The sequence below is a fragment of the Mycobacterium sp. UM_Kg1 genome, from assembly GCF_000972925.1.
GTDB classification, from domain to species: domain Bacteria; phylum Actinomycetota; class Actinomycetes; order Mycobacteriales; family Mycobacteriaceae; genus Mycobacterium; species Mycobacterium hiberniae.
In genome coordinates, this window is sequence record NZ_JRMK01000007.1 from 1 (window position 1) to 23,925 (window position 23,925).

The following is a 23,925-nucleotide window of genomic DNA, read 5'->3' on the forward strand; positions in this document are numbered from 1 at the left end:
GCAACCTGTTCCAATGCCGCACCATACCGATCTGACTCAGCGTGAACGAGACGAAGACCCCGACGATGTAGAGCTGGATGAGCGCGGTCACCTCCGCCCCGAACGCCACGATGAAGACGATGGCCACCACCGCCAGGAACACGATGCCGTTGGAGAACGCCAGCCGGTCGCCTCGGGTGTGCAACTGCCGGGGCAGGTAGGAGTCCTGGGCCAGGATCGATCCCAGCACCGGGAAGCCGTTGAAGGCGGTGTTGGCGGCCAGCGCCAGGATCAGCGCGGTCACCCCGGCGATGATCCACAGCCCGGGTGGAAAGCCCCGGAACACCGTCTCGGCCAGTTGGGCCAGCAGCGTCTTCTGTTCGTAGTCCGCCGGCGCACCGATCAGCTGCTCATGCGGACGGGCGGCGATCTTCACCCCGGTCTCCCGGGCCAGCACGATGATGCCCATCATCAACGTGACCGCAATCACACCCAGCATCAGCAGGGTGGTGGCGGCGTTCCGCGACTTCGGCTTGCGAAACGCCGGCACACCGTTGCTGATCGCCTCCACACCGGTCAGCGCGGCACAGCCCGAAGAGAATGATTTCGCCACCAGGAACACCAAGGCGACGCCCACCACCTCGCCCTGGGTGGAGTGGATCTTGAACTCGGCCGAATCGGCCTGCAGCGGATCGCCGAGCACGAAGATCTGGAACAGGCCCCAGCCCAGCATGGCGAAGACCCCGATCATGAACGCATACGTCGGGAAGGCGAACGCGGTACCGGACTCGCGGATGCCCCGCAGATTCGCCGCGGCCACCACGATCACCGTCCCCACCGCGAACGCCACTTTGTGCTCGGCGATGAACGGTATCGCCGAGCCGATGTTGGCGACTCCTGAGGAGATCGAGACGGCAACCGTCAGAACGTAATCCACCATCAGCGCACTGGCCACGGTCAAGCCCGCGGTGGGACCGAGGTTGACGGTGACGACTTCGTAGTCGCCGCCGCCCGACGGGTAGGCGTGCACATTCTGCCGGTAGGAGGCCACCACGGTGACAAACACGAAGGCGACCGCCAGACCCACCCACGGTGTCATCCGATAGGCCGCCAGGCCCGCCACCGACAACACCAGAAAGATCTCTTCGGGTCCATAGGCCACCGAGGACAGCGCGTCGGAGGCGAACACCGGGAGGGCGATGCGCTTCGGAAGCAGCGTGTGGCTGAGCCGATCACTGCGGAAGGGCCGGCCCAGGACCAGGCGCCGAGCAGCGGTGGAAATCTTCGACACGAGAGCCAAGGGTAAGCCAGCCGGGCATTGCCGGTAGCGTTCACCGAATACGGGCACCACTGCTGCTGCCAACCAGGCGAAACCGGCCGAAAGGACGTTGCACGTGCGGGTAGTTGTGATGGGTTGTGGCCGAGTTGGCGCCTCGGTGGCCGATGGGCTGTCCCGGATCGGCCACGAGGTCGCCATCATCGACCGAGACAGCACCGCGTTCAACCGGCTCAGTCCGGAGTTCAACGGCGAGCGCGTGCTCGGTATGGGCTTCGACCGCGATGTGCTGCTGCGAGCGGGCATCGAAGATGCGGCTGCGTTCGCCGCGGTGTCCTCCGGTGACAACTCCAACATCATCGCGGCGCGGCTGGCCCGGGAGACCTTCGGCGTATCGCGGGTGGTGGCCCGCATCTACGACGCCAAGCGGGCGGCGGTCTACGAGCGCCTGGGCATACCCACCATCGCCACGGTGCCGTGGACCACCGACCGGATGCTCGATGCGCTGACTCGGGAAAGCGAAACCACCAAGTGGCGTGACCCCACCGGCACCGTCGCGGTCGCCGAGGTGGTTCTGCATGAGGACTGGATCGGCCGTCCCGTCACCGATCTGGAGGCGGCCATCAATGCCCGGGTGGCGTTTCTGATCCGTTTCGGTACCGGTGTCCTGCCCGAGCCCAGAACAGTGATTCAGGCCAGCGACCAGGTCTACATCGTCGCGGTGTCGGGTCGGGTGGCCGAGGCGATCGCGATCGCGGCATTGCCGCCGAGCGAGGATCTGGACAAATGAAACCCCCCACCGGCCTCCGGCCGAAGGAGCGGCGCAGATGAAGGTAGCGATAGCCGGGGCGGGCGCGGTCGGCCGGTCGATCGCTCGCGAACTGCTCGACAGCGATCACCAGGTGACCTTGATCGAGCGCAACCCTGAGCACGTCGACCCCGAGGACATCGCCGACGCGCAATGGCATCTGGGCGATGCCTGCGAGCTGAGCCTGCTGGAGGCGGTGCACCTGGAGTCCTTCGACGTGGTGATCGCCGCGACGGGCGACGACAAGGCCAACGTGGTGCTGTCCCTGTTGGCCAAGACCGAGTTTGCGGTGCCCCGGGTGGTGGCGCGCGTCAATGATCCCCGCAATGAGTGGCTGTTCACCGACGCGTGGGGGGTGGACGTCGCAGTGTCCACGCCCCGCATGCTGGCGTCGCTGGTCGAGGAGGCCGTCGCGGTCGGCGACCTGGTTCGGCTCATGGAGTTCCGCAAAGGTCAGGCCAACCTGCTGGAGATCACCCTGCCCGATGACACGCCATGGGGCGGCAAGCCCGTGCGCAAGCTGACGCTGCCCCGCGACGCCGCGCTGGTGACGATCCTGCGCGGGGCCCGGGTGATCGTGCCGCAGGACGACGAACCCCTCGAGGGTGGTGACGAACTGCTGTTCGTGGCTTCCAGCGGCATCGAGGACGAACTGCGGGCCCTGCTGCTACCCCACTGACCGGGGAGCATGCTCGGCTGCCGGGGCGGCAGGGCGCGCGTCGAGTGCCCGCTGAGCGTATTTGACCGCCAGGTAGGTGACCACCGCCGCGACCGCCGTCAGGGGCCAGCCCATGGCGATGCGCGCCACCCCCAGCCAGCCCGTCTGATCGGCGTTGTAGAGCAGCCGCTGGACCACGAAACGGGACCCGAAGACCAGCACCCAGGTCAGAGTCGCCAGATCGTAGGCGTAGACGGCCGCACGCAGCTCGCGCCAGACCGTGGGCTGACCCGTTGCCCACGACCAGACGTAGCCGACCACCGGCCGGCGAATCACGATCGACGCGGCGAACACCGCTGCCCACACCAGCGACATCCAGATTCCCAGCAGGAAATAGGCCTTGGAGTCGCCCATGCGATAGGCGATCAGGGCGCAGACAGCAACCCCGAAGAAGCCGGAGACGGCCGGCTGGCTGGATTGCCGGCGCAGCAGGCGCCAGGCCAGTACCGCCGCGGCCACGCCCACCGCCGCCAGGACCGCTGCCCGCAGGCCGAAGACGTTGGAGGTCGGCACGAACACCAGGATCGGCAACGAGGAGTAGATCAGCCCGGACAGCCCGCCGACCTGCTCCAGAAGGCGCTGCGGCCCCTGGGCGCCCTCGGAGCGGTAGTCCTCGCTCATCGCTGTGCCGGTCTGACGGGAGGTGGGGTCACTGCTGGATTTCGTAGTGCGGGTTGTAGATGGCCTTGCCGCCGCTCTCCAGGTTGCCCAGCCGGCCGTGCACCCGCAGCGTGCGACCAGAGTCGATTCCGGGAATGCGGCGCTGCCCCAGCCAGACCAGCGTCACCGTGTCGGTGCCGTCGAAAAGTTCGGCCCGGACCCCGCCGACGCAACCCTTGGCGTTGGCTTCGACGCTGCGCAGTACCCCGACCATGGTGACCTCTTGGCCGCGCTGGCAGTCGATCGCGCGCTGCGCACCGGTGGTGAGCGCCTCGTCGGACAGCTCTTCGACGTCACGCAGCTCGGGATCTTCCGTCAATCGCCGAGTCAGCCGGCGCAGGTACTCTTTCGGAGCAGCCATTGCCCTCTCCCTCAATCGTGTGCGCACGCTACGGTAGACCTGTTGATTACCTAATGCCACACGACCGGCCTGCCGGGTGGCGGACAACACCCGACACGATCAAGAGGTGGCGTTGGTTCTGCGCGGCGTGACGGCCGTTCTGCTGCCGGGGACCGGATCCGACGACGACTATGTACGCCGGGCGTTCTGCCAACCGTTGCAGCAGGTGGGTGCCGCCTTGGTGACGCACCGGCCGCAGCCGGGTTGCCTCGTCGAGGGGTATCTGGAGGCGCTGGACGCCGCGGCCGCCCGGTCCGGCCCGATCCTGGCCGGCGGGGTGTCGATCGGTGCGGCCGTGGCCGCCGCGTGGGCACTGAGCCATCCCGACCGGGCGGTCGGGGTGCTCGCCGCGCTGCCGGCCTGGACCGGCGCACCCGATGACGCCCCGGCTGCCCAGGCCGCCCGCTACAGCGCCCAGCAGCTGCGCGATGAGGGGCTGGCCGCGGTGGTGGCCCAGATGCGGGCCTCCAGCCCGGGGTGGCTCGGGGACGAGTTGGCCCGTTCGTGGACCGCCCAGTGGCCACAACTGCCCGATGCGCTGGAAGAAGCCGCGGCCTACGTTGCACCGACATCAGCCGAGCTGGCGGCGCTGACCGTGCCGATGGGTCTGACCGCAGCCGTCGATGACGCGGTGCACCCGTTGCAGACGGCCTCCGACTGGGCGGCCATCGTCCCGCGAGCGGCGCTGCGCACCGTCACCCTGGATCAGATCGGCGCCGACCCGGCCGCCTTGGGCAGCGCCTGCGTCACCGCGCTGATCGCCGCCATGAGCTGACCAGCCGCACCACGGTCGCTAGCCGCCGGGCCTGATTCGGTGGCCCAGCTTCGCCTCTCCTGCGTCGAGCCTCGCTAGCCGCCGGTGATAGTGCGCAACTGCTGCATCGCCGATCCCTCCACACTGCGACGGGCGGCGGGGGGCGCCGGCGGGGGCGGTGTGCCACCGCCTCCCCCGAACTGCTGCATCGCCGCGGCCTGCTGGGCCGCCGCCTGCTGGGCTGCGGCCTGCTGGGCGGCGGCCTGCTGGGCCGCCGCCTGCTGGGCTGCCGCCGCGCGCAACTGCTCGGCCATGGGTTCGGGCAGGCGCACCGGCAACGGGGTGCGCACCGGCAGCGGCGTGTCGCCGCGCCGGACCACGGTGTCGGCCAATGCCTGGCGTGCCAGCTGGGCCAGTGGCTCGATGGTCTCGGGCCGGCCGTTGATCACGCAGCGCACCATCCAGCGGTAACCGTCGACACCGATGAACCGAACGGCGCCGGTCGCCGTTCCGACCACCTCCCTGCCCCAAGGACCGTCGACGATGCTGACGTTCGCCGAGTCCCTGCGCAGCGCTTCTGCCAGCTCGGCAGCCACCTCCCGCCACAGACCCGGTGACTTGGGTGCGGCATAGGCGGCGATGTTGAACCGGCCGTACTGGGTCACCAGCCACACCGCACTGGGGACACCGGCATCGCTCAGTTCGACCTGGACCTGAGCCCCCGCGGGCATCGGCACCAGCACCGAGCCCAGGTCGAGCCGAGCCGTGGTAGCCGCCGCCGGGTCGTCGAAGTCCTCGATGTCGAAGGGACCCTCCAGCTCCTCCGCCTCGGCTTCGAAGTCGTCGTCCACTTCTGCGGAGGGCTCCGGCCCGGCGCTCGTCGGCTTGGCCGCCTCGCCTTTGCCTTTACCTCTACCGAATGCCATCACAGCCGCCCATCTTCATCGGTTCGTGTTCCCCGTGTCACAGACTCGCATGTCCCCCCGAGGAGCCGTGTCCATCGGCGCCGCGGCTCGTCTGGGCCAGTCCGGCATCGTCGAACGACGCCACCTCGACCAGTTCCGGCAGTTCCACCCGCTGCACCAGCAGTTGGGCGATCCGGTCGCCGCGGTGGATCTCGATCGGCGTCGCCGGATCGAGGTTGATCAACGCCACCTTGACCTCACCACGATAGCCCGCATCGATGGTGCCCGGGCTGTTGACGATTGAAAGACCCCCCCGCGCAGCCAAACCCGACCGGGGATGAACCAGACCCACCATGCCGAACGGAATGGCCACCGCGATCCCGGTGGGCACCAGTGCGCGCTCGCCGGGGCCCAGTTCGACGTCGATCGCGCTGTAGAGGTCCACGCCGGCATCGCCGGGGTGCGCACGGCTGGGCAGGGGCAGATCCGGATCCAAGCGAACAACCGCGAGACTGGGTGACACGAGGCGCAAGACTACTCTTAGCCGGATGTCGGGATCGCGTCTGAACCACCGGACATCGCAAACCGTGCGCTACAGCGAGCAGCTGTGGGTGCCGTGGTGGTGGTGGCCACTGGGGTTTGCGGGCACTGGACTGTTGGCCTACGAAGTCCGGTTGGGGCTGCGCAGCCTGCCCGACTGGTTGCCGTTCGCGGTGTTCTTCGCGATCACCGCCGGCGCCCTGCTGTGGTGGGGGCGCATCACGGTGCGGGTGGTCGACAGCGGCGGGGAAAGGCAGCTGTGGGTCGGTGACGCGCACCTGCCCACGTCGGTGATCGCACGCTGCGCCGAGGTGCCCCGGTCGGCGAAATCCGCGGCGCTGGGCCGCCAGCTCGATCCCGCCGCCTACGTCGTCCACCGCGGCTGGGTGGGCCCCATGGCGCTGGTGGTTCTCGACGATCCCGACGACCCGACCCCCTACTGGCTGGTCAGCTGTCGCCATCCGCAGCGACTGCTGGCAGCACTGCAGACCTGAGTGGGACCCGGCGGTGCGGCCGGCTCAGGCCGCGCAGTCGGTGCAGATCATCACGCCGTTCTTCTCACTGGCGAGTCGACTGCGGTGCTGAACCAAAAAGCAGCTCGAGCAAGTGAATTCGTCGGCCTGCTTCGGAATGACCCGCACCGACAGCTCTTCGCCGGAAAGGTCGGCGCCGGGCAGCTCGAACGACTCGGCCGATTCGGACTCGTCCACATCGACCACAGCGGACTGCGCCTCGTTGCGACGGGCTTTGAGCTCCTCCAACGAATCCTCGGAAACGTCATCGGTCTCAGTGCGCCGCGGCGCGTCGTAATCGGTAGCCATGGTCTCTCCCCTCCAGTCCCCTCGTAAGCCTGCGCGAGCTTTGTACCAGCGTCGAACGCATCCACCAAATGATTCGTGCCCGGATCGCCCCCCAAACAAGTGTGAGTTATATCACACTCCCCTCCTGACCACGGTCATCGCACGCCCGCGCGCCCTCTAGAGTGCGTACGTGGTCGCGCAAATCACCTCCGGTACCGAGTTCGACAAGCACGGTCGGCCGTTCCGGCGACGTAACTACCGACCGGCCGCCTACGCGGCGGCCGCCCTGGCACTGCTGACCGCCGTGGTGTGGGCAGTGGCACTGACCCGGCCGGTCGATATTCACGAGGTCGCGGTGTGCAACGCCCCGCCGGCACCCACCGAACCCGACCAGCCGCGGCTGGGCACCCAGGTGCCCCGCGCCGCGATGATCACCACCACCCCGGCCCGACTTGCCGACGTCAAAGCGCGCGTGCTCAACGCCAGCGGCCGGGCGGGTCAGGCCGCCGACATCGCCGACGCCCTGCGCGACGACGGCTTCCCGCAGCCAACGGCGGCCAACGATCCCATCTACAGCGAAGTCCGTCTGGACTGCCAGGGCCAGATTCGCTTCGGCCCGGCCGGCCAGGCAGCCGCCGCGGCACTGTGGCTGGTGGCGCCCTGCGCCGAACTGTTTCGCGACGACCGCGCCGACGACTCGGTGGACCTGGCCGTCGGCAGCGACTTCGTCAGCCTGTCCCACAGCGACGACATCGAAGCCGCCCTGGCCGGCCTGCGTCCGGACTCCACCGGCATGCCCGATCCTGCCCTGCTGACCAAGATCCATTCCGGCACCTGCTGACGATCGACCCGAAGAGGAGATCCATGACCGGACCCGCCCCCGCCTCCCCCTCGGCCGCCGGCACGCGGCAGCCGCGACACGGCTTCGGCGTCGACGTCGGCGGCAGCGGCATCAAGGGCGGCGTAGTCGACCTCGACACCGGCGCGCTGGTCGGTGAGCGAGTCAAACTGCCCACGCCCAGTCCCGCCACACCGGCCCTGGTGGCACAGACGGTGGCCGCGGTGGTCCGGGAGTTCGGTTGGACCGGCCCGCTGGGCGTCACCTATCCCGGGGTGGTCGTCGACGGCATAGTGCGGACCGCCGCCAACGTCGACAAGTCCTGGATCGGGCTCAACGTGCAGGAGACGATCGCCGCCGAACTGGACGGCCAGCGGGTGGTGGTCCTCAACGACGCCGACGCCGCCGGGCTCGCCGAGGAGCGCTACGGGGCGGGCAACAACAACCCCGGCGTGGTCGTGTTGCTCACCTTCGGCACCGGGATCGGCTCGGCGGTGCTGCACAACGGAAAGCTGCTGCCCAACACCGAACTCGGGCATATCGAGGTGGGCGGCAAGGAGGCCGAGCAGCGGGCCGCCGCGTCGGTCAAGGAGCGCAAGAACTGGTCCATGGCGAGATGGGCCGAACAGGTCACGATGGTGCTGACGGCGATCGAGGACGCGCTGTGCCCGGACCTGATCATCGTGGGCGGCGGCATCAGCCGCAAAGCCGATCGATGGGTGCCGCTGCTGGGCAATCGGACTCCGGTGGTGGCCGCGACGCTGCAGAACACCGCGGGCATCGTCGGGGCCGCGATGGCGTCTTCGGCCGACGAGACTCACTGAATTGCGCCCGCTCGGCGAGTCCCGCGCCGTCCTGTCGTTACAATGGTCCGCGGCGGCCGCCTAACCGATAGCGGCGACTATCCCAGTTGATCTCCAACTGAAATAGAGCCGACATTCGACATACCCGATACTTTCGGTTGCGCACGACGCTGCAACCCGAAAGTCAGTCCGACCGAAGGGGTGGACGTGGCAGTGAGCAAGGCACAGCCGGCGGCTGAGGAGCCCAAGAAGGCCAGCGCCACCAAGGCGCCCGCCAAGGCCGCCGCGAAGTCGCCTGCCAAGGCTGCCGCCAAGTCCGCCGCCGCGGCGCCCGCCAAGCGCACCGCGGCCAAGGCCACCAAGGCGGCAGCGCCGGCCAAGAAGGCCGCCAAGGCGACGGCGCGCGGCGCCGACGCCGCGGCCAAGCCCGCGACGCGCGCCACGCGGGGTCCGGCGAAGAAAGCGGCTAAGGCCACCAAGGCTGCGGCGAAGAACGCCGACGCCCTGGCGCCCGAGGAGCTCGATGCCGATGTGGAGCTCGACGGCGAACCCGGTGTGGACGACATCGACGTCGCCGACCTGAGCCTGGACGATCTCGATGACGACGACACGGCCGCCGACGGCGACGACACCGCGTCGAGCCCGGCGACCGAGGCGGCCGACGACGGCGACGAGGACGACGACGAGATCGCCGAGCCCAGCGAGAAGGACAAGGCGTCGGGCGACTTCGTTTGGGACGAGGAGGAGTCCGAAGCGCTGCGCCAGGCCCGAAAGGACGCCGAGCTCACCGCGTCGGCCGACTCGGTGCGCGCCTACCTCAAGCAGATCGGCAAGGTGGCGCTGCTCAACGCCGAAGAGGAAGTCGAGCTGGCCAAGCGCATCGAGGCCGGCCTGTTCGCCACCCAGAAGATGGCCGAGCACGCCGAGAAGGGCGACAAGCTGGCGGTTGCCTACCGGCGTGACATGGCATGGATCTGCCGCGACGGCGACCGCGCCAAGAACCACCTGCTCGAAGCCAACCTGCGCCTGGTGGTGTCGCTGGCCAAGCGCTACACCGGCCGCGGCATGGCGTTCCTGGACCTGATCCAGGAGGGCAACCTCGGTCTGATCCGCGCGGTGGAGAAGTTCGACTACACCAAGGGCTACAAGTTCTCCACCTACGCCACCTGGTGGATCCGCCAGGCCATCACCCGCGCCATGGCCGACCAGGCCCGCACCATCCGCATCCCGGTCCACATGGTCGAGGTCATCAACAAGCTCGGCCGGATCCAGCGTGAGCTGTTGCAGGACCTGGGCCGCGAACCCACCCCGGAGGAACTCGCCCGGGAGATGGACATCACCCCGGAGAAGGTGCTGGAGATCCAGCAGTACGCCCGGGAGCCCATCTCGCTGGACCAGACCATCGGCGACGAGGGCGACTCGCAGCTCGGCGACTTCATCGAAGACAGCGAGGCCGTGGTCGCCGTCGACGCGGTCTCCTTCACGCTGCTTCAGGACCAGCTGCAGTCCGTGCTCGAAACGCTCTCCGAGCGCGAGGCGGGCGTGGTGCGGCTGCGCTTCGGCCTCACCGACGGCCAGCCGCGCACCCTGGACGAGATCGGCCAGGTCTACGGTGTGACCCGCGAACGCATCCGCCAGATCGAGTCCAAGACCATGTCGAAACTGCGCCACCCCAGCCGGTCTCAGGTCCTGCGCGACTACCTGGACTGACGCTCACATGGCCGCCACACCGCCCTCGGCTGTACTACGTGCCGTCAACGCGTTCCGTGGTGGTCTCCAGCGCCTGCGCCAGGCGACCGTCCCGGCGTCCGTCGCCGCCCTGGAATTGGGGCTGGGCGGCTGGCTGTCGCAGGCCCTGTGCGTCGCCGTGCGGCTGGGCATCCCCGACGCGCTCAGCGCCGGTCCGCGGACCGCTGAGCAGGTCGCTGCCGAAGCCGGGACCAACCCTGCCGCCACCTACCGGCTGATGCGCGCGCTGGCCAGCCAGTCGGTGCTCAAACTGCGCCGTGACGGCCGGTTCGCGCTGACCCGCGTCGGCCGGGCCCTGGTGTCGAACAATCCGGCCGGGGTCGCCCCGATGATGGTGTTCGTCGGCCACCCGCGCCACCGGGAGCACTGGTCGCACCTCGAGCACTCGGTGCGCACCGGCCAGACCGCCGTCGACCAGCTTCGCGGAATGCCGATCTTCGAGTATCTGGACCACGACCCCGAACTGGCGCAGGTCTTCAACGATGCGATGACAGGCGCCTCTGCGATGGCCATCGAAAGCGCCGTGCCCGCATATGATTTCAGCTCCAGCAAGCTGATCGTCGACGTCGGTGGGGGTCACGGCGCGCTGCTGGCCGCGGTGCTGGCCCAGACCCCCGACGCGCGCGGTGTGCTGTTCGACCTGCCGCAGGTGATCGCCGGCGCCGGAGCGGCGATGCGCCCCGCCGGGGTGGCGTCGCGCTGCGATGTCCAGGGCGGGTCGTTCTTCGAGTCGGTCCCGGCCGGTGGTGACACATATCTGCTCAAGACCGTCATCCACGACTGGGACGACGATCGATCATGCGCGATTCTGCGCAACGTCCGCAGCGCCATCGCGCCCGGCGGAAAGCTGCTGCTGTTCGAGATGGTGCTCCCCGAGGGGGCTCCCGCCCACCTGGGCCTGGTGCTCGACCTCGAGATGCTGGTGAGCGCGGGCGGACAGGAGCGCACCCAGCGGGAGTACGGCGAGCTGCTGGCCGCCACCGGCTTCGAGCTGCGGCGCGTGGTGCCCACAACCAGCCCGCTGGCGATCATCGAGGCTCGGCCGGTCTAAGCCGCGCCCGCCAGGAGCGACCCCTTGATGGTCTCGCGGATCAGCTGATCGACTGCCGGTACTCAATACCCTTCTGCACCGCTTTCACGGCGTCGGCGAAGTCAACGACCGAATGGACCTGCATCTCGTAGTAAGGGCTGAATGCGCTGGCGCCCTCGACCAAAGCGAGCGGGTCGTCGGTCTCGACGATGACGAAGCCACCGCTGCCGTCGAGCGTGGTGAGCCATTGCTCTATTTTCGCGCTGGCGGGTGGCGTCCATTTCGTAAGCAGGTCCAGGACACGTGGCGCCGCTTCTTCACTGTCTTTCGCGGAACCCCCAGCGGGCCGGGCTTTCGAGACAACTACGTACTTCATCTTGTTCCTCCTCGCACTCCGGACTGAACTAGCGGTCGTGCGGATGCAGGAGCTGCCCGCACAGCTCAAGCGTCCTCCCCGGCGAATTCGCGAACAATGGTTCAGCCGACGTTCGCGAAATTTCGAGTAGTCGATTACTCGAAGGAGGCCGAGAGGTCGGCAGCGGCCAGCCGGCTCGTTGGCGCAGCAGCGCGGCCAGGCGGGCCGACCTGGGCCGCCCGGCGCCGGGCCGGCGTAGGATCGCCGAGCATGTCCCCGGATGATCCCGTGTCGTCCCAGACCTTCGCCGCGTTGCTCAAGCGCGCGACCACCCACGGTCATCCCGCGCCGCCCGAGGCCGGTTTGAATCCCGCTGTGCTCGACGCCATCAACGCCGTCGCCGCAGCCTGGCCACGGGTGCCCGCGGCGTTGATCAACAAGGCGCAGACCACGTTCGCCCGTAGCGAACTCACCCGGGCGTCGGCAGCCAAGCCGACCACCCCGATCAACCTCAACCAGCCGGGGCGAACACGCCATCCGGGCCCGGCCGGTACGGGCTGACACCGCACACCGCCGCAACGGGCAACGGCCCGTACAGATGCGGGAACACCATCGACTCCGGATCGCCCGGCACGCCGGGCTCCCAGCGCACCGGCGCGCCGAGTTCGTCCGGATTGACCTGCAGCAAAACCAGATCCGAGCAGCCGCGGTAGAGCCGATTCGCCGGCAGGTGCACCTGCTGCGGCGTCGACAGGTGCACGAATCCGACACTGCGCAACGACTCCGGGCGCAGTTCCCCGGCCTGCTGCGCCCGCTCCCAGTCGCCGGCGCTGCACATGTGCACCAGGACCCCGGCCGGCATCGGTTGCTGCTCCATATCACCGATCCTGCCGCACCGCGTTTCGGGGTGAGACACGACACAGCCGGAGCCGGGAACAACGCCGAACGCTCAAGCGTCTGACACACTTGAGAGCAACCGCGAGAACGGAGGAGCCCATGAACGCGACTCTGACCAGTCCCGAACTCCCCCGGGCTGATCGATGCGACCGGTGCGGCGCGGCCGCCCGGGTGCGAGCCACGCTGCCCTCCGGTGCCGAACTGCTCTTCTGCCAGCACCATGCCAACGAGCACGAGGCCAAGCTGATCGAGCTGGCCGCGGTGATTCAGGTCAGCGCGTCGGACGAGGCGTGACGCCAAGCGCAGTCAACACGCCGTCTGAGAAGATTGTGCAATAGCGGCGCTCGTCAGGAATGCTGGGCGGGTCATGACTGACCGGATTGCCAAACCCTCCCGTCATCACCTGCTCCGGATCGCCCGGCGCACCCTGGTGAAGAGCTGGGACGATTCGATCTTCGCCGAATCGGCGCAGGCGGGCTTCTGGTCGGTGTTGTCGCTGCCGCCGCTGTTGCTGGGAATGTTGGGCAGTCTGTCCTACGTGGCACCACTGTTCGGCCCGAACACGCTGGCCACCATTCAGGACCGGCTGATCAGCATGGCCAGCAGCTTCTTCTCCAAGAACGTGGTGGTGGAGATCATCGAGCCGACGGTGCGAGACATCGTGGCCAATGCGCGCGGTGAGGTGGTCTCGCTCGGCTTCGTGATATCGCTGTGGGCCGGATCGTCGGCGATTTCGGCGTTCGTGGACTCGGTGGTCGAGGCACACGACCAGACCCCGCTGCGTCATCCGGTGCGGCAGCGCTTCTTCGCGCTCGGGCTCTACGTCGCGATGCTGGTGATCGCGGTGGCCACCGCGCCACTGGCCGCGCTGGGACCGCACGCGATCGCCGAGCGGCTGCCGGCCCGATGGACCGACATTCTGCGATTCGGCTACTACCCCGCGCTGGTGCTCGGTCTGCTGCTAGCGGTGACGGTGCTCTACCGGGTGTCGCTGCCCAAGCCCCTGCCCTCGCACCGGCTGATTTTCGGCGCGCTGCTGGCCACGACCGTGTTCGTGGTGGCGACGATGGGTCTGCGCATCTACCTGCGCTACATCACCAGCACCGGCTACACCTACGGGGCGCTGGCGACGCCGATCGCCTTCCTGCTGTTCGCGTTCCTGTTGGGCTTCGCGATCATGCTGGGCGCCGAACTGAATGCGGCCGTCCAGGAAGAGTGGCCCGCCCACGCCACCCACCTGCACCAACTGCGTAGGTGGGTGGTGTCACGGGCCGGCCAGGCCGGCGACGAGACCGATCCGGTCAGGCTTGCTTGAGCGTCGCGTAGATCCGCTTGCAGTCCGGGCAGACCGGGGAACCGGGCTTGGCCGACTTGGTCACCGGGAACACCTCACCGCACAGCGCCACCACGTGGGTGCCCATGACCGCGCTCTCGGCGATCTTGTCCTTCTTCACGTAGTGGAAGTACTTCGGGGTGTCGCCGCCGGTCCCGTCATCGACACGTTCCTCGGAATCGGTGCGCTCGAGGGTGTCGGTCTGTATGCCCATGTTCCCATTGTGCCCAGAACCGCAGTGTTCCCAAAACCCCTCGTGCCGGGGAGCCGGACATGTGGGACAGTGGAGGGATGAAGCACGGCCCCGAGCTGGGTTTCGACGACGACGGCCGACCGGTCCTGATCACCGCGGCGGCCCCGTCCTACGAGCAGCAGCACCGCGAGCGGGTACGCAAGTACCTGACCCTGATGGCGTTTCGGGTGCCTGCGCTGATCTTCGCCGCGATCGCCTACGGAATCTGGCACAACGGGCTGGTCTCCCTGCTGATCCTGGTGGCGTCGATCCCGTTGCCGTGGATGGCGGTGCTGATCGCCAATGACCGGCCGCCCCGCAGCAAAGAGGAGCCCCGCCGGTATGAGGCGGCGCCTACGCGCACCCCGCTGTTCCCCACCGGAGCCCGGCCGGCCCTGGAGCGGCCACCGCGTCCGGATTCCGGCGACAGCGCCGGCGGCGAAGCGCCGCACGCGAACGGTTCTTAGCACATTCTCAAAGTCATTCCCGTATTTCCGCACGTCAAGTGGTGTGGAAATGCGATCGGCCGGGAACTCTGCGTGCGTGTCGGGCGTTGACACCTGTGACAGCTGAAGCCGATCAACGGGAGGCCGCAATGGCAAAGGCAGATGCCAGCATGAGTCGGATCGACGGCGATCTGGACGCGCAGAGCCCAGCCGCAGATCTGGTACGGGTGTACCTCAACGGCATCGGCAAAACCGCGTTGCTCAATGCCGCCGACGAGGTGGAGCTCGCCAAGCGGATCGAGGCCGGGCTCTACGCCCAGCACCTGCTCGACACCCGCAAGCGCTTCGGCGAGAAGCGCAAGCGCGAACTGGCAGCGGTGGTGCGAGACGGCGAGTCCGCACGTCGGCACCTGCTGGAAGCCAACCTGCGTCTGGTGGTCTCACTGGCCAAGCGCTACACCGGCCGGGGCATGCCGCTGCTGGACCTGATCCAGGAGGGCAACCTCGGTCTGATCCGCGCGATGGAGAAGTTCGACTACACCAAGGGCTTCAAGTTCTCCACCTACGCCACCTGGTGGATTCGCCAGGCCATCACCCGAGGCATGGCGGATCAGAGCCGCACCATCCGGCTTCCGGTCCACCTGGTCGAACAGGTCAACAAGCTGGCGCGGATCAAGCGTGAGATGCACCAGCAGCTGGGCCGCGAGGCCACTGACGAAGAGCTGGCCGCCGAGTCCGGCATTCCGGCGGAACGGATCAACGACCTGCTCGAGCACAGCCGCGACCCGGTCAGCCTCGACATGCCGGTCGGCTCTGACGAGGAGGCCCCGCTGGGCGACTTCATCGAGGACTCCGAGGCGATGTCGGCGGAGAACGCGGTGATCGCCGAGTTGCTGCACACCGATATCCGCAGTGTTCTGGCCACCCTCGACGAGCGGGAGCATCAGGTGATCCGGCTGCGGTTCGGCCTCGACGACGGTCAGCCCCGCACGCTGGACCAGATCGGCAAGCTGTTCGGTCTGTCGCGCGAGCGGGTCCGCCAGATCGAGCGCGAGGTGATGGCGAAGCTGCGCCACGGCGAGCGCGCCGACCGGCTGCGTTCCTACGCCAGCTGACACCGGCGGGCTCGGTCGGGCCCGGTGCATCGTCCCCGTTCCGGCGGGCCGCCGCAGATCGCGGAGGCCCGCCGGACCTGCATCTGCAGACGTGCATTGCCGCCGCAACGCCGAGCATCGCGACTCCCCGCGGCGTTGGCTGCCCAAGTAGACTCAGCTGCGACGGAAGGTGCCGAATGAATGACTTGGTTGATACCACCGAGATGTACCTCAGGACGATCTACGACCTTGAGGAAGAGGGTGTCACCCCGCTGCGGGCACGCATCGCCGAGCGCCTGGAACAAAGTGGCCCGACCGTCAGTCAGACGGTGTCCCGGATGGAACGCGACGGCCTGCTGAAGGTGGCCGGCGACCGTCATCTCGAACTCACCGAGAAGGGGCGCGCCCTGGCCGTCTCCGTGATGCGCAAGCACCGGCTGGCCGAACGCCTGCTCGTCGACGTCATCGGCCTGCCGCTGGAAGAGGTGCATGCCGAGGCCTGTCGCTGGGAGCATGTGATGAGCGAGGACGTCGAGCGGCGCCTTGTTCAGGTGCTCGACAACCCGACCACGTCGCCGTTCGGCAATCCCATCCCCGGTCTTCTGGATCTCGGTTTCGGCGCCGGGTCCGGCGGCGGCGATTCCGACCTCGTCCGGCTGACCGAACTGCCGGCCGGCGCCCCGGTGGCGGTGGTGGTTCGCCTGTTCACCGAGCACGTCCAGGGCGATATCGACCTGATCACCCGGCTCAAGGAAGCCGGTGTGGTGCCCAACGCCAGGGTGACCGTCCAGACTGACGGCGACGACGGTGTGACCATCGTGATCCCCGGCCACACCGATGTGAGCCTCCCCTACGAGATGGCGCACGCCGTGAAGGTCCAGAAAGTCTGACGCCCGGTCCTCAACCGGCCCGCCGGTCCGGGTCCTGCCGGTGCGGCAGGCGCCCCCCGATCTGCCGGCCCAGCCGGTAGCCGGTGTCGGCCAGCCCACGGATACGCTCCGGCCGCAGCCCGGATTGCAGGGCGGTGTCGAGTAGGCCCGCCATCCGATGCCCCGGCACACTGCGCAGGGCGGCTTCCAGCGACACCCCGGCCAGCGGCCCGTCCCCACGCGCGTAGGCGCTGAACGCCAGCAGGACCAGCGCCTCGGCCCGCCAGGGCTCGGGCAGAGCCCGGGCCAGGGTCGACCACAGCAGCTCGGCTTCGGCGGCGCGCTCCCCGATCGCCAAGGCGCACAGGGTGTCCCGGACCAGCACGTCGGAGAGCGAACATCCGAGCCGGGCCAACTCCGCCTCGCCCGGCTCCTGTCCGCCCGCCAGCGCAGCGATGGCAGCCAGCACCTGCGCGACGTCGCGGCGGGCCCGGACGAGAGCCGCATCGCGCCCGGCGGCCCGCTCTGCCGCACAGTCGGCGATCGCCGCGGCCACCGCGGCACGGCGCACCGCGTCATCGGGGGTGACCACCGCTTGAAGGTCCGCACGGCGGGAATACAGTCGCCTGCCCTCCAGCACTGCGGCGGCGGCCAGTGGCGACGCCTCCGGGTCGTCGACGGGACCGCCGGCACCGCAGCCGTCGGCGCAATGCCACCGGCCGCCCCGGGCCACCTGATCCACCACATGCGCTCCGAGCAGCGCGATGTCGCGGCGCGACAGCTCTTCGGTCAGCCGGGCGATCAGCTCCCGGTGCTGATCGCCGCAGGCCGGGCAGCCGGCTCCCTGCTCGTCGACGAGCACCGCGACGGCCTCCGCCGGCGCGGCGGCGGCAGCCACCTCCGCGAGCCGCCCCAGGGTGCCGATGAGCGTGTCGCTCAGATCGACCCGCAGCACCGAACCCAGTGCAGCACCGTCGAGCAAGACCAGAACCAGGGAGTTCTCCGGCACGAAGCCGAGGATGGCCGGCAACGCCGCGATCAGCGCTTCGGGCCGGTTCAGCGTGAAGTCCGGTTGCTTAGTTGTCATGGCTGCAACGGTGACGACAAGGTCCGTCACGCCGGGCGCGTCCATGCCATACCGCACCCCGCGTTGGGGATGAACCGGCGGGTGTGGACAGCTGTTCGGGCGACGCCGCGAAGCCGTGCGGCGTCGCGCTGCCGCGGGGCCGGCTGCCAGCGCGTTCTCCGGTGAGCGAACGCCGGACCCCCGCGGAATTCCGCCGCTGCACCGCGACGTTGATCACCTGCAGAGTGCACCGTGTTCCGGTGCGTCCCCCGGTGGGGGAAAATGGCGAGTGCGATCCGCACAACGAGGAGGCAAAGACGATGGCCGACTACCCGGACAACGGTCCCGGCCGGGACCGGCACTACCAGGCCGAGCAGAGCGGTATGTACGAGCTGGAAGTTCCGGCACCGCAGCTGATGTCGGCCAACGGCGAGGGACCGGTGCTGATTCACGCCTTGGAGGGCTTCTCCGACGCCGGCCACGCGATCCGATTGGCGGCCCGCCACCTCAAGGCGACGCTGGACAGCGAACTGGTGGCGTCGTTCGCGATCGATGACCTGCTCGACTACCGGTCGCGCCGGCCGCTGATGACGTTCAAGTCCGACCACTTCACCCATTACAGCGAGCCCGAGCTGAACCTGCACGCGTTGCGTGACAGCGCGGGCACCCCGTTCCTGTTGCTGGCGGGCATGGAGCCCGACCTGAAATGGGAGCGTTTCATCACAGCCGTGCGACTGCTTGCCGAACAGCTCGGAGTGCGACGGACCATCGGCTTGGGCACCATCCCCATGGCCGTGCCGCACACCCGTCCGGTGACCCTGACCGCGCACTCCAACAACCGGGAGCTCATCAGCGAGTTCACGCCGTGGATCACCGAGGTCCAGGTACCGGGCAGCGCATCCAACCTGCTGGAGTACAGGATGGCGCAGCACGGCCACGAGGTCGTGGGTTTCACCGTTCACGTGCCCCATTACGTCGCGCAGACCGACTACCCCGACGCGGCTGAGGCGCTGCTCAAGCAGGCGGCCCAGAGCGGCGCGCTGGAGCTGCCGCTGACCGAACTCCGCGAGGCCGGTGCCGAGATCCGGGCCAAGATCGACCAACAGGTGCAGGCGAGCGCCGAGGTCGCCCAGGTGGTGACGGCTCTGGAACACCAGTACGACGCGTTTGTCACCGCCCAGCAGAACCGTTCGCTACTGTCACGCGACGAGGACCTGCCGAGCGCCGACGAGCTGGGAGCCGAATTCGAGCGCTTCCTGGCCCAAGAGGCCAAGAAGAATCGCGACGGCGACGAGTGAGCCCAGCCGCGGGTTACGCGGTGCGGCCAAGGGTGGCGGTCAGGTGGTTCTGCGCGGGCTGGCCGACGGCGCCCATCTCCAGCGTGTAGGACAACTCATCGCCGTCGAGCCGGTAAACGCGGCTCAGCGCGGTCACTTCCTTGGCGGTCGGCGCCAGCCCGATCGCGGTGGCCGACAGCCGTAGCTCCACGCCGGTGCCGGTGACCGCGTAGCTGCCGACCTCGATCTCGGTGATGCCACTCGGGTGCGCCAGCACCCATTCGATCCGGCCGGGCTGCGGCACGCGCAGATAGCCGGTCTCGGCATGCAGAGGCAGGCCGTCGACCGGCGAGCGGGTTTTCTGGCTGTAGACGAGGAATGGCTTACCGACGTGGGAGAACACCACCTCTTCGAGATAGTCGAACGAGGCGATCGTCGGATAGACCCCGAAGCCCTCGCCCGACCAGGTGCCCAACAGCGGTGCCAGCTCCACAAGGTTCGGATGCAGCTGCGGTGCCATCCCGCCAGCGTAATGCGCCCAGGAGCCGGTACGGCTCAATCGGGGCTGGGCATCTCGCGGTGCTCACGCAGGGACTGAATCTCCCGCTCGAAGTCGGCGGCGGAGGAAAACGACCGGTACACCGAGGCGAACCGCAGGTAGGCCACCTCGTCGAGCTCGCGCAGCGGGCCCAATATCGCCAACCCCACCTCATGGCTGGGGATCTCCGGTGAGCCCGCGGCCCGAACAGCGTCCTCGACCTGCTGTGCCAGCAGGTTCAGCGCGTCGTCATCGACCTGGCGGCCCTGGCAGGCCCGCCGTACCCCACTGATGACCTTCTCCCGGCTGAACGGTTCGGTGACGCCACTGCGCTTGACCACCGCCAGCACCGCGGTCTCCACCGTGGAGAACCGGCGACCGCATTCCGGACACGAACGACGGCGCCGGATCGCCTGGCCCTCATCGGTTTCGCGGGAGTCCACCACCCGAGAGTCTGGATGGCGACAAAACGGGCAGTGCATCGCCGCTCCTTCGCCGTGCCGAGAACCAGAGCCCTCTGACAGGTGAGGCGCCCCGGGCCGTTGAGACCCCTGCGAGCGTACCTGCGCGGCCGGCCGTCGGGGTCCGGCAGTGGCTGCAAGCGGCCGCCGGATGAGCACGGGGGCCTCAGCCCAACGGCGCGATCAGCGTCTGGCCGGCGTCGAGGGCCACCGTCTCCAGGCCGTTGAGTTCGCGGATGCGCTCGATGACCTGCCCGGCCGGCGCGTCGGGTGCCACGCGCGCCGCCAGGTGCTGCAAACTCTCCCCGCTCTGGACTCGTACGACACCGAGCCGGTCCGGCACCGCGGAGGCACCGCCGGCGGCGGCCGCGCCGAACTGCGCGATCAGCCCGAGCCACACCGTGATGGCGGCGGCGATCAATGCGAGCACCACCGTGGTAGCCGGGGTGATGGCCTTGGCCGCCTGCGGCCGATGCGGCGCGCGCGACATCAGCACCCCGGTGCCGCGCTGCCGCATCGGCGCGGCACCCGGGCGGGTCCGGACCAGACGCGCCGGGCGGGTGTAGACCGGGTGGGCGCGACCTGATGTCAGCGGAGCCCGATGGGTCCGCGCAGACTGGCGCCCGGCGGGCTCGGCGGTCGCAGAGGTCACAGAGATCGTGTCGATGAGCATCATGTGCGGTTCTCCCTCGCTCGGCGTCGGCGACCCTGTTCGCTCGACTGTTCGAATAGTAATCGCTTGTATGTTCGATTTCCGAACATGTGATCGAATCGTTGTCGAAAACATTAGCGAACAGCTCCGACAAACTCGCCCAGCAGTTCGAACGATCGCGCGACACACCTCGAACACATGTTTGATTAATCGCAGCTCGGCGACTAGATTCGCCCCCATGAGCGACAGCAGCAGTAGCGCCACGGGGCCGGACGCAGCGCTGACCCCCCGTCAGCGCACCATCCTGAGCGTCATCCGCGCCTCGGTGAACGAGCGGGGCTACCCGCCGAGCATCCGCGAGATCGGCGATGCCGTCGGGCTGACCTCCACCTCCTCGGTCGCCCACCAGCTGCGCACGCTCGAGCGCAAGGGCTATCTGCGCCGTGATCCCAACCGTCCCCGGGCAGTCGACGTCCGCGGCCTAGACGATGTGGCCGGTGCCGCCGAGGCCGCCCAGACCACCGAATTCGCCGGGTCGGACGCGCTGCCCGAACCCACGTTCGTGCCGGTCCTGGGCCGGATCGCAGCCGGCGGGCCGATCCTGGCCGAGGAGGCCGTCGAGGATGTGTTCCCCCTCCCCCGCGAACTGGTGGGCGAAGGAGAGCTGTTCTTGCTCAAGGTCGTCGGCGAGTCGATGGTCGATGCCGCGATCTGCGACGGCGACTGGGTTGTGGTGCGCCAACAAAACGTCGCCGACAACGGTGACATCGTCGCCGCCATGATCGACGGGGAGGCCACCGTCAAGACCTTCAAGCGCACCGGCGGCCAGGTTTGGCTGATGCCGCACAACCCGATCTTCGACCCGATCCCGGGTAACGACGCGGTGGTGCTGGGCAAGGTCGTGACCGTCATCCGCAAGATCTGACCGTGTTCGCGCCCGTCCCGCCGTTCGACGCCGCGTCGGCACAACGCAAGGTGCAGGCCGCCGAAGACGCTTGGAACAGCAGGGATCCCGCGCGCGTGGCGCTGGCGTACACCGAGGACTCGCTGTGGCGTAACCGCGACGAGTTCCTCACCGGCCGCGCGGAGATCGAGGCCTTCCTGCAACGCAAGTGGGCCGCCGAGCGCGACTACGCGCTGCGGAAGGACCTGTGGTGCTGGGAGGGCAACCGAATCGCGGTGCGCTACCAGTACGAATGCCGGGACGCCGACGGCCAGTGGTGGCGCAGCTACGGCAACGAGCTGTGGGAGTTCGCCCCCGACGGCCGAATGAGCCGACGCGAGTCGAGCATCAACGACATTCGCATCGCCGAAGATCAGCGCCGAATCTTCGGGCCCCGCCCGCCGGCCGAGGCGAATCTGCCACTGCCGCTGCGGTGATCAGCCGGCCCGCGTGAAGCCGTTGAGCCGCGCCGCCTCCTCGGTGGCGAACCAGATCTCGGCGAGGGTGTCGTCATACAGCGCGTTCTGCGGGGTGTAGTAAAGCCCCGAGCCGATGTTCGCCTTGATCGGGTAGCCGTTCGGCTGCTGATACGGGTCGTCGAGCGGCAGATGCATCACCGGATGCACCGTTTCCTCGATGCCGAAACCGCGCCCGGACGTGCCGCGGCCGAAGCTGCGCGGCTCCGCGCCGCCGCCGAACCTGTGCGGATCGGCCGGGGCGCCACCGTTGCCCACCGCGTGCCGACCGGAACCGAAGTCCTCGTCGGTCACCGTTCGGGTGGGCGCGGTGTCGGTGTCGTCATCGTCGTCGAGGTTGGCCTCGGTGTCGTTCTCGCCGTAGTGCAGCCACGGCGCATCGGCACCGGTGGACACGGGCAGTTCGGGCTCGGAGGGATACGGCGCCGACCCGTACCGGCTGGGCAGCCGGACGGTGCCCTCGAACTCCCGGTGCTCCTCACGACGGTCCTCGCGGTGGTCTTGGTGCGCCCACTGCTCGTCCTCGTCGTCGCGCTCATCGGCAGCCGGGGCGGGCACCGCGACCGGCGGGCTCGTACGCCCGTTGGCCGGCCGCCGCCGCTGCCACCACATCGCCGCCCCGGCGAGCGCGCCCAGAACCGCCAGCACCGCAACGGGAATCAGCACCCACAGCCAGTTCCACCGCGTCTCCTTGGCGGTGACGCCCGTGGTGGCCTTACTGCCCTCGGGCAGGTTCATCCCGGGGATCTGCACGCCGGACAGCGATTGCGCCAGCTCGGCCGGATCGGCGCTGAAGGTGTTCGTGGCCTGGTTCCAGGTGATCGTGCCGCCGCTGAACTTCTGCGACACCACATCGCCTTCGACCGTTTGATCGCCCACCGGGACGCCGAGCCGGCCGGTAGCTCCGTCGAGCTTGTCCCAGGCCGCCTTCATCGCGCTGCGCACCACGAAGGCGCCCTTGTCGGGGCTGAAGAAGATCACCGGCTCGTCGTCGGCGGCGAACGCATTGAACTTGCTGCCGGCGGCCGCCCCGTCGGCGGTGCTGGTGATGGGGAAGCCGAGATCGCTGCCGGCCGGCCCGCCCAGGGACTCGTACTTGGCCAGTACGTCGCCTGTGACCGCGTTGGCGCCGGTGACGGGGCTGAAGTAGACCTTGCCGTGCACGAAGTCCTGGCCGGCGGCGCCGTTGTCGCCGATCGCATACAGGCCGCCCTCCTTTGCGCCCAGCGCGCCGGCCGGTCCGCCGGCGGTGCGCCACGCCTGGTCGATGGCCGCCGCCGGATCCACCTGGGCCTCCACGTCGGCCAGCTGCGCCGCCAGTTCCGGCGGCACCGTGGTGAAGGTCCGGGTCGCGCTGTCGAAGGAGAGCGCACCGGCGCTGAACTTCTGGGTGACGACGGCACCGTCGTAGCGCTCGTCCTCGACCGGGACGCCGAGCGCGCCGGTGGAGCTGCCCAGCTTGTCCCAACCGGCGTTGATCGGTCCGCGCACCACGTGCGCGCCATGCTCGGGCGTCCAGAAGATCACCGGGTTGTCGGCGCCGGACAGGATGGCCACCCGACTGCCCGGTACGAGGCCGGGGACTTCGTCACTGCTGGGGAAACCCAGGCCGTTGTCCGCCGCCCCGCCCAGCGCCTCGTACTTGTCCAGAATCGCACCGTAGAGCGCCTTGGCCCCGGTCTCCGGGGTGAAGAAGATTGTCCCCCCGGCGAAGTCCTGGGCGAACCCGCCGCCGGCCGGGTGCACCTCCCCCTTGGGCGGCCCCAGCGGCGAGCCTTCCCCGCCGGCCGCCTGCCATGCCGCCGTGATGGCGTCCTGGGCATCGCTATCGGGTGTTGCGGCAGCGGTGTGCACCGACAACAGCACGGTGACCGTGGCCACGAGGCCGAGCGCCGCGCGCACCGCCGTCTTGCCGAACCGATCTCTCCGACTAGTCACCAGCGCCCTCCCAGGCATCGTTATCGACGCAAATATTTCCGGCATAGACTTTCCCGCAATCCGGCCGAATTTCGAAGCCCAGTATCCG

Annotated in this window: 31 protein-coding genes; 17 read left to right on the top strand and 14 right to left on the bottom strand. The window is 68.8% G+C overall.

The genetic code is table 11. From position 1 onward, the window contains the following. On the bottom strand, positions 1–1,270 hold a 1,270-nt coding region (locus LI92_RS02100), incomplete at its 3' end, for an APC family permease (RefSeq protein ID WP_046315406.1). A 103-nt stretch (positions 1,271–1,373) separates the two neighbouring features. Here LI92_RS02100 and LI92_RS02105 point away from each other — a divergent pair. Together LI92_RS02105 and LI92_RS02110 are read left to right on the top strand one after the other, a co-directional pair. Further along, the gene (locus tag LI92_RS02105) at positions 1,374–2,045 is read left to right on the top strand and encodes a potassium channel family protein (protein WP_082109500.1); all 672 of its coding nucleotides are present in this window, start codon (positions 1,374–1,376) and stop codon (positions 2,043–2,045) included. A 37-nt stretch (positions 2,046–2,082) separates the two neighbouring features. Further along, entirely contained in the window at positions 2,083–2,742 is a 660-nt protein-coding gene (locus LI92_RS02110; RefSeq protein ID WP_046315410.1) for a potassium channel family protein, read from the top strand. Here LI92_RS02110 and LI92_RS02115 read toward each other — a convergent pair. Beyond that, entirely contained in the window at positions 2,731–3,402 is a 672-nt protein-coding gene (locus LI92_RS02115; protein ID WP_046315411.1) for a DUF3159 domain-containing protein, read from the bottom strand. The two genes, LI92_RS02110 and LI92_RS02115, sit on opposite strands and share 12 nt — an antisense overlap. A 28-nt stretch (positions 3,403–3,430) precedes the next feature. Continuing rightward, a complete protein-coding gene (locus LI92_RS02120; RefSeq protein ID WP_046315413.1) occupies positions 3,431–3,802 on the bottom strand; it encodes an OB-fold nucleic acid binding domain-containing protein in 372 nt (123 codons plus the stop codon). A 106-nt stretch (positions 3,803–3,908) separates the two neighbouring features. Here LI92_RS02120 and LI92_RS02125 point away from each other — a divergent pair, with 106 nt between their 5' ends. Further along, on the top strand, positions 3,909–4,616 hold the full coding sequence (locus LI92_RS02125; protein WP_046315511.1) for a hypothetical protein: 708 nt from the start codon (positions 3,909–3,911) through the stop codon (positions 4,614–4,616). A gap of 74 nt (positions 4,617–4,690) precedes the next feature. Here the strand turns inward: LI92_RS02125 and LI92_RS02130 are convergent, their stop codons facing one another. Both LI92_RS02130 and dut read right to left on the bottom strand, forming a co-directional pair. Then, positions 4,691–5,521: a DUF3710 domain-containing protein gene (locus LI92_RS02130; RefSeq protein ID WP_046315415.1), complete on the bottom strand. Its 831-nt coding sequence runs from the start codon at positions 5,519–5,521 to the stop codon at positions 4,691–4,693. A 37-nt stretch (positions 5,522–5,558) separates the two neighbouring features. Continuing rightward, positions 5,559–6,023, bottom strand: a complete 465-nt coding sequence (dut, locus tag LI92_RS02135) for a dUTP diphosphatase (protein WP_046315416.1) — start codon at positions 6,021–6,023, stop codon at positions 5,559–5,561. 25 nt (positions 6,024–6,048) lie between these two features. Here dut and LI92_RS02140 point away from each other — a divergent pair, with 25 nt between their 5' ends. After that, on the top strand, positions 6,049–6,534 hold the full coding sequence (locus tag LI92_RS02140; protein WP_046315418.1) for a DUF3093 domain-containing protein: 486 nt from the start codon (positions 6,049–6,051) through the stop codon (positions 6,532–6,534). Between the two features lie 24 nt (positions 6,535–6,558). Here the strand turns inward: LI92_RS02140 and LI92_RS02145 are convergent, their stop codons facing one another. Then, positions 6,559–6,861: a DUF4193 domain-containing protein gene (locus LI92_RS02145; RefSeq protein WP_019738982.1), complete on the bottom strand. Its 303-nt coding sequence runs from the start codon at positions 6,859–6,861 to the stop codon at positions 6,559–6,561. Positions 6,862–7,030: 169 nt separating this feature from the next. Here LI92_RS02145 and cei point away from each other — a divergent pair, with 169 nt between their 5' ends. The 4 genes from cei to LI92_RS02165 all read left to right on the top strand — a co-directional run bounded on the left by cei (position 7,031) and on the right by LI92_RS02165 (position 11,281). Further along, positions 7,031–7,681, top strand: a complete 651-nt coding sequence (cei, locus tag LI92_RS02150; RefSeq protein WP_046315420.1) for an envelope integrity protein Cei — start codon at positions 7,031–7,033, stop codon at positions 7,679–7,681. A gap of 23 nt (positions 7,682–7,704) precedes the next feature. After that, positions 7,705–8,502 carry a polyphosphate--glucose phosphotransferase gene (gene ppgK / locus LI92_RS02155; protein WP_046315422.1) on the top strand — a complete coding sequence of 266 codons (798 nt, stop codon included), beginning with the start codon at positions 7,705–7,707 and terminating at the stop codon, positions 8,500–8,502. Between the two features lie 186 nt (positions 8,503–8,688). After that, entirely contained in the window at positions 8,689–10,191 is a 1,503-nt protein-coding gene (locus LI92_RS02160) for an RNA polymerase sigma factor (protein ID WP_046315513.1), read from the top strand. A 7-nt stretch (positions 10,192–10,198) separates the two neighbouring features. Beyond that, positions 10,199–11,281: a methyltransferase gene (locus tag LI92_RS02165; protein WP_046315424.1), complete on the top strand. Its 1,083-nt coding sequence runs from the start codon at positions 10,199–10,201 to the stop codon at positions 11,279–11,281. A 40-nt stretch (positions 11,282–11,321) separates the two neighbouring features. On the opposite strand, the gene LI92_RS23635 is transcribed toward LI92_RS02165, so the two are convergent. Beyond that, on the bottom strand, positions 11,322–11,636 hold the full coding sequence (locus LI92_RS23635; RefSeq protein WP_046315426.1) for a DUF3303 domain-containing protein: 315 nt from the start codon (positions 11,634–11,636) through the stop codon (positions 11,322–11,324). A gap of 249 nt (positions 11,637–11,885) precedes the next feature. On the opposite strand from LI92_RS23635, the gene LI92_RS02175 reads away from it, so the two are divergent. Next, the gene (locus tag LI92_RS02175; RefSeq protein WP_046315428.1) at positions 11,886–12,176 is read left to right on the top strand and encodes a hypothetical protein; all 291 of its coding nucleotides are present in this window, start codon (positions 11,886–11,888) and stop codon (positions 12,174–12,176) included. Here the strand turns inward: LI92_RS02175 and LI92_RS02180 are convergent. After that, a complete protein-coding gene (locus LI92_RS02180; protein WP_046315430.1) occupies positions 12,127–12,492 on the bottom strand; it encodes a DUF952 domain-containing protein in 366 nt (121 codons plus the stop codon). The two genes, LI92_RS02175 and LI92_RS02180, sit on opposite strands and share 50 nt — an antisense overlap. Before the next feature lie 119 nt (positions 12,493–12,611). Between LI92_RS02180 and LI92_RS02185 the strand changes: the two genes are divergently transcribed. Further along, positions 12,612–12,806: a DUF7455 domain-containing protein gene (locus tag LI92_RS02185; protein ID WP_046315432.1), complete on the top strand. Its 195-nt coding sequence runs from the start codon at positions 12,612–12,614 to the stop codon at positions 12,804–12,806. Positions 12,807–12,879: 73 nt separating this feature from the next. Further along, positions 12,880–13,827 (top strand): YihY/virulence factor BrkB family protein, encoded by a 948-nt coding sequence (locus LI92_RS02190; protein ID WP_046315434.1) that lies wholly within the window; start codon positions 12,880–12,882, stop codon positions 13,825–13,827. Here LI92_RS02190 and LI92_RS02195 read toward each other — a convergent pair. Then, entirely contained in the window at positions 13,814–14,053 is a 240-nt protein-coding gene (locus LI92_RS02195) for a DUF3039 domain-containing protein (RefSeq protein WP_046315515.1), read from the bottom strand. The genes LI92_RS02190 and LI92_RS02195 overlap by 14 nt on opposite strands. Before the next feature lie 65 nt (positions 14,054–14,118). Here LI92_RS02195 and LI92_RS02200 point away from each other — a divergent pair, with 65 nt between their 5' ends. From LI92_RS02200 to LI92_RS02210, 3 genes are all read left to right on the top strand, one after another. Then, complete coding sequence (locus LI92_RS02200; protein ID WP_046315436.1) at positions 14,119–14,544, top strand: DUF3099 domain-containing protein; 426 nt, start codon at positions 14,119–14,121, stop codon at positions 14,542–14,544. 128 nt (positions 14,545–14,672) lie between these two features. Further along, complete coding sequence (locus LI92_RS02205; RefSeq protein WP_046315437.1) at positions 14,673–15,638, top strand: sigma-70 family RNA polymerase sigma factor; 966 nt, start codon at positions 14,673–14,675, stop codon at positions 15,636–15,638. 176 nt (positions 15,639–15,814) lie between these two features. Further along, positions 15,815–16,507, top strand: a complete 693-nt coding sequence (locus LI92_RS02210; protein WP_046315439.1) for an iron-dependent transcriptional repressor DtxR — start codon at positions 15,815–15,817, stop codon at positions 16,505–16,507. A 10-nt stretch (positions 16,508–16,517) separates the two neighbouring features. Here the strand turns inward: LI92_RS02210 and LI92_RS02215 are convergent, their stop codons facing one another. Then, positions 16,518–17,573 (bottom strand): DUF4192 domain-containing protein, encoded by a 1,056-nt coding sequence (locus LI92_RS02215; protein ID WP_046315517.1) that lies wholly within the window; start codon positions 17,571–17,573, stop codon positions 16,518–16,520. Positions 17,574–17,872: 299 nt separating this feature from the next. Here LI92_RS02215 and LI92_RS02220 point away from each other — a divergent pair, with 299 nt between their 5' ends. Further along, positions 17,873–18,850 carry a proteasome assembly chaperone family protein gene (locus LI92_RS02220; protein ID WP_046315519.1) on the top strand — a complete coding sequence of 326 codons (978 nt, stop codon included), beginning with the start codon at positions 17,873–17,875 and terminating at the stop codon, positions 18,848–18,850. A 13-nt stretch (positions 18,851–18,863) separates the two neighbouring features. On the opposite strand, the gene LI92_RS02225 is transcribed toward LI92_RS02220, so the two are convergent. From LI92_RS02225 to LI92_RS02235, 3 genes are all read right to left on the bottom strand, one after another. Then, positions 18,864–19,349, bottom strand: coding sequence for a peroxynitrite isomerase (locus tag LI92_RS02225; protein WP_046315441.1), 486 nt, complete (start codon positions 19,347–19,349; stop codon positions 18,864–18,866). A gap of 35 nt (positions 19,350–19,384) precedes the next feature. After that, the gene (gene nrdR, locus LI92_RS02230) at positions 19,385–19,849 is read right to left on the bottom strand and encodes a transcriptional regulator NrdR (RefSeq protein WP_046315443.1); all 465 of its coding nucleotides are present in this window, start codon (positions 19,847–19,849) and stop codon (positions 19,385–19,387) included. 145 nt (positions 19,850–19,994) lie between these two features. Further along, positions 19,995–20,504, bottom strand: coding sequence for a LysM peptidoglycan-binding domain-containing protein (locus LI92_RS02235; protein WP_046315445.1), 510 nt, complete (start codon positions 20,502–20,504; stop codon positions 19,995–19,997). Between the two features lie 214 nt (positions 20,505–20,718). On the opposite strand from LI92_RS02235, the gene lexA reads away from it, so the two are divergent. Beyond that, complete coding sequence (gene lexA, locus LI92_RS02240; protein ID WP_046315446.1) at positions 20,719–21,405, top strand: transcriptional repressor LexA; 687 nt, start codon at positions 20,719–20,721, stop codon at positions 21,403–21,405. Between the two features lie 2 nt (positions 21,406–21,407). Further along, a complete protein-coding gene (locus LI92_RS02245) occupies positions 21,408–21,860 on the top strand; it encodes a nuclear transport factor 2 family protein (RefSeq protein ID WP_204368883.1) in 453 nt (150 codons plus the stop codon). Here LI92_RS02245 and LI92_RS02250 read toward each other — a convergent pair whose 3' ends face one another. Continuing rightward, positions 21,861–23,855, bottom strand: a complete 1,995-nt coding sequence (locus tag LI92_RS02250; protein WP_082109501.1) for a sunset domain-containing protein — start codon at positions 23,853–23,855, stop codon at positions 21,861–21,863. It abuts the gene before it with no gap. Positions 23,856–23,925 lie beyond the last annotated feature (70 nt).

Bases quoted from the DNA above. Each gene is read 5' to 3' on its own strand.
- LI92_RS02110 (WP_046315410.1), top strand. From the start codon at position 2,083: ATGAAGGTAGCGATAGCCGGGGCGGGCGCGGTCGGCCGGTCGATCGCT.
- LI92_RS02200 (WP_046315436.1), top strand. From the start codon at position 14,119: ATGTGGGACAGTGGAGGGATGAAGCACGGCCCCGAGCTGGGTTTCGAC.
- LI92_RS02210 (WP_046315439.1), top strand. From the start codon at position 15,815: ATGAATGACTTGGTTGATACCACCGAGATGTACCTCAGGACGATCTAC.
- LI92_RS02140 (WP_046315418.1), top strand. From the start codon at position 6,049: ATGTCGGGATCGCGTCTGAACCACCGGACATCGCAAACCGTGCGCTAC.
- LI92_RS02185 (WP_046315432.1), top strand. From the start codon at position 12,612: ATGAACGCGACTCTGACCAGTCCCGAACTCCCCCGGGCTGATCGATGC.
- LI92_RS02225 (WP_046315441.1), bottom strand. From the start codon at position 19,349: ATGGCACCGCAGCTGCATCCGAACCTTGTGGAGCTGGCACCGCTGTTG.
- LI92_RS02145 (WP_019738982.1), bottom strand. From the start codon at position 6,861: ATGGCTACCGATTACGACGCGCCGCGGCGCACTGAGACCGATGACGTT.
- LI92_RS02120 (WP_046315413.1), bottom strand. From the start codon at position 3,802: ATGGCTGCTCCGAAAGAGTACCTGCGCCGGCTGACTCGGCGATTGACG.
- LI92_RS02165 (WP_046315424.1), top strand. From the start codon at position 10,199: ATGGCCGCCACACCGCCCTCGGCTGTACTACGTGCCGTCAACGCGTTC.
- LI92_RS02180 (WP_046315430.1), bottom strand. From the start codon at position 12,492: ATGGAGCAGCAACCGATGCCGGCCGGGGTCCTGGTGCACATGTGCAGC.
- LI92_RS02220 (WP_046315519.1), top strand. From the start codon at position 17,873: ATGGCCGACTACCCGGACAACGGTCCCGGCCGGGACCGGCACTACCAG.
- LI92_RS02205 (WP_046315437.1), top strand. From the start codon at position 14,673: ATGGCAAAGGCAGATGCCAGCATGAGTCGGATCGACGGCGATCTGGAC.
- LI92_RS02130 (WP_046315415.1), bottom strand. From the start codon at position 5,521: ATGGCATTCGGTAGAGGTAAAGGCAAAGGCGAGGCGGCCAAGCCGACG.
- LI92_RS02235 (WP_046315445.1), bottom strand. From the start codon at position 20,504: ATGATGCTCATCGACACGATCTCTGTGACCTCTGCGACCGCCGAGCCC.
- LI92_RS02175 (WP_046315428.1), top strand. From the start codon at position 11,886: ATGTCCCCGGATGATCCCGTGTCGTCCCAGACCTTCGCCGCGTTGCTC.
- LI92_RS02250 (WP_082109501.1), bottom strand. From the start codon at position 23,855: ATGCCTGGGAGGGCGCTGGTGACTAGTCGGAGAGATCGGTTCGGCAAG.
- lexA (WP_046315446.1), top strand. From the start codon at position 20,719: ATGAGCGACAGCAGCAGTAGCGCCACGGGGCCGGACGCAGCGCTGACC.
- nrdR (WP_046315443.1), bottom strand. From the start codon at position 19,849: ATGCACTGCCCGTTTTGTCGCCATCCAGACTCTCGGGTGGTGGACTCC.
- LI92_RS02115 (WP_046315411.1), bottom strand. From the start codon at position 3,402: ATGAGCGAGGACTACCGCTCCGAGGGCGCCCAGGGGCCGCAGCGCCTT.
- LI92_RS02190 (WP_046315434.1), top strand. From the start codon at position 12,880: ATGACTGACCGGATTGCCAAACCCTCCCGTCATCACCTGCTCCGGATC.
- LI92_RS23635 (WP_046315426.1), bottom strand. From the start codon at position 11,636: ATGAAGTACGTAGTTGTCTCGAAAGCCCGGCCCGCTGGGGGTTCCGCG.
- ppgK (WP_046315422.1), top strand. From the start codon at position 7,705: ATGACCGGACCCGCCCCCGCCTCCCCCTCGGCCGCCGGCACGCGGCAG.
- LI92_RS02215 (WP_046315517.1), bottom strand. From the start codon at position 17,573: ATGACAACTAAGCAACCGGACTTCACGCTGAACCGGCCCGAAGCGCTG.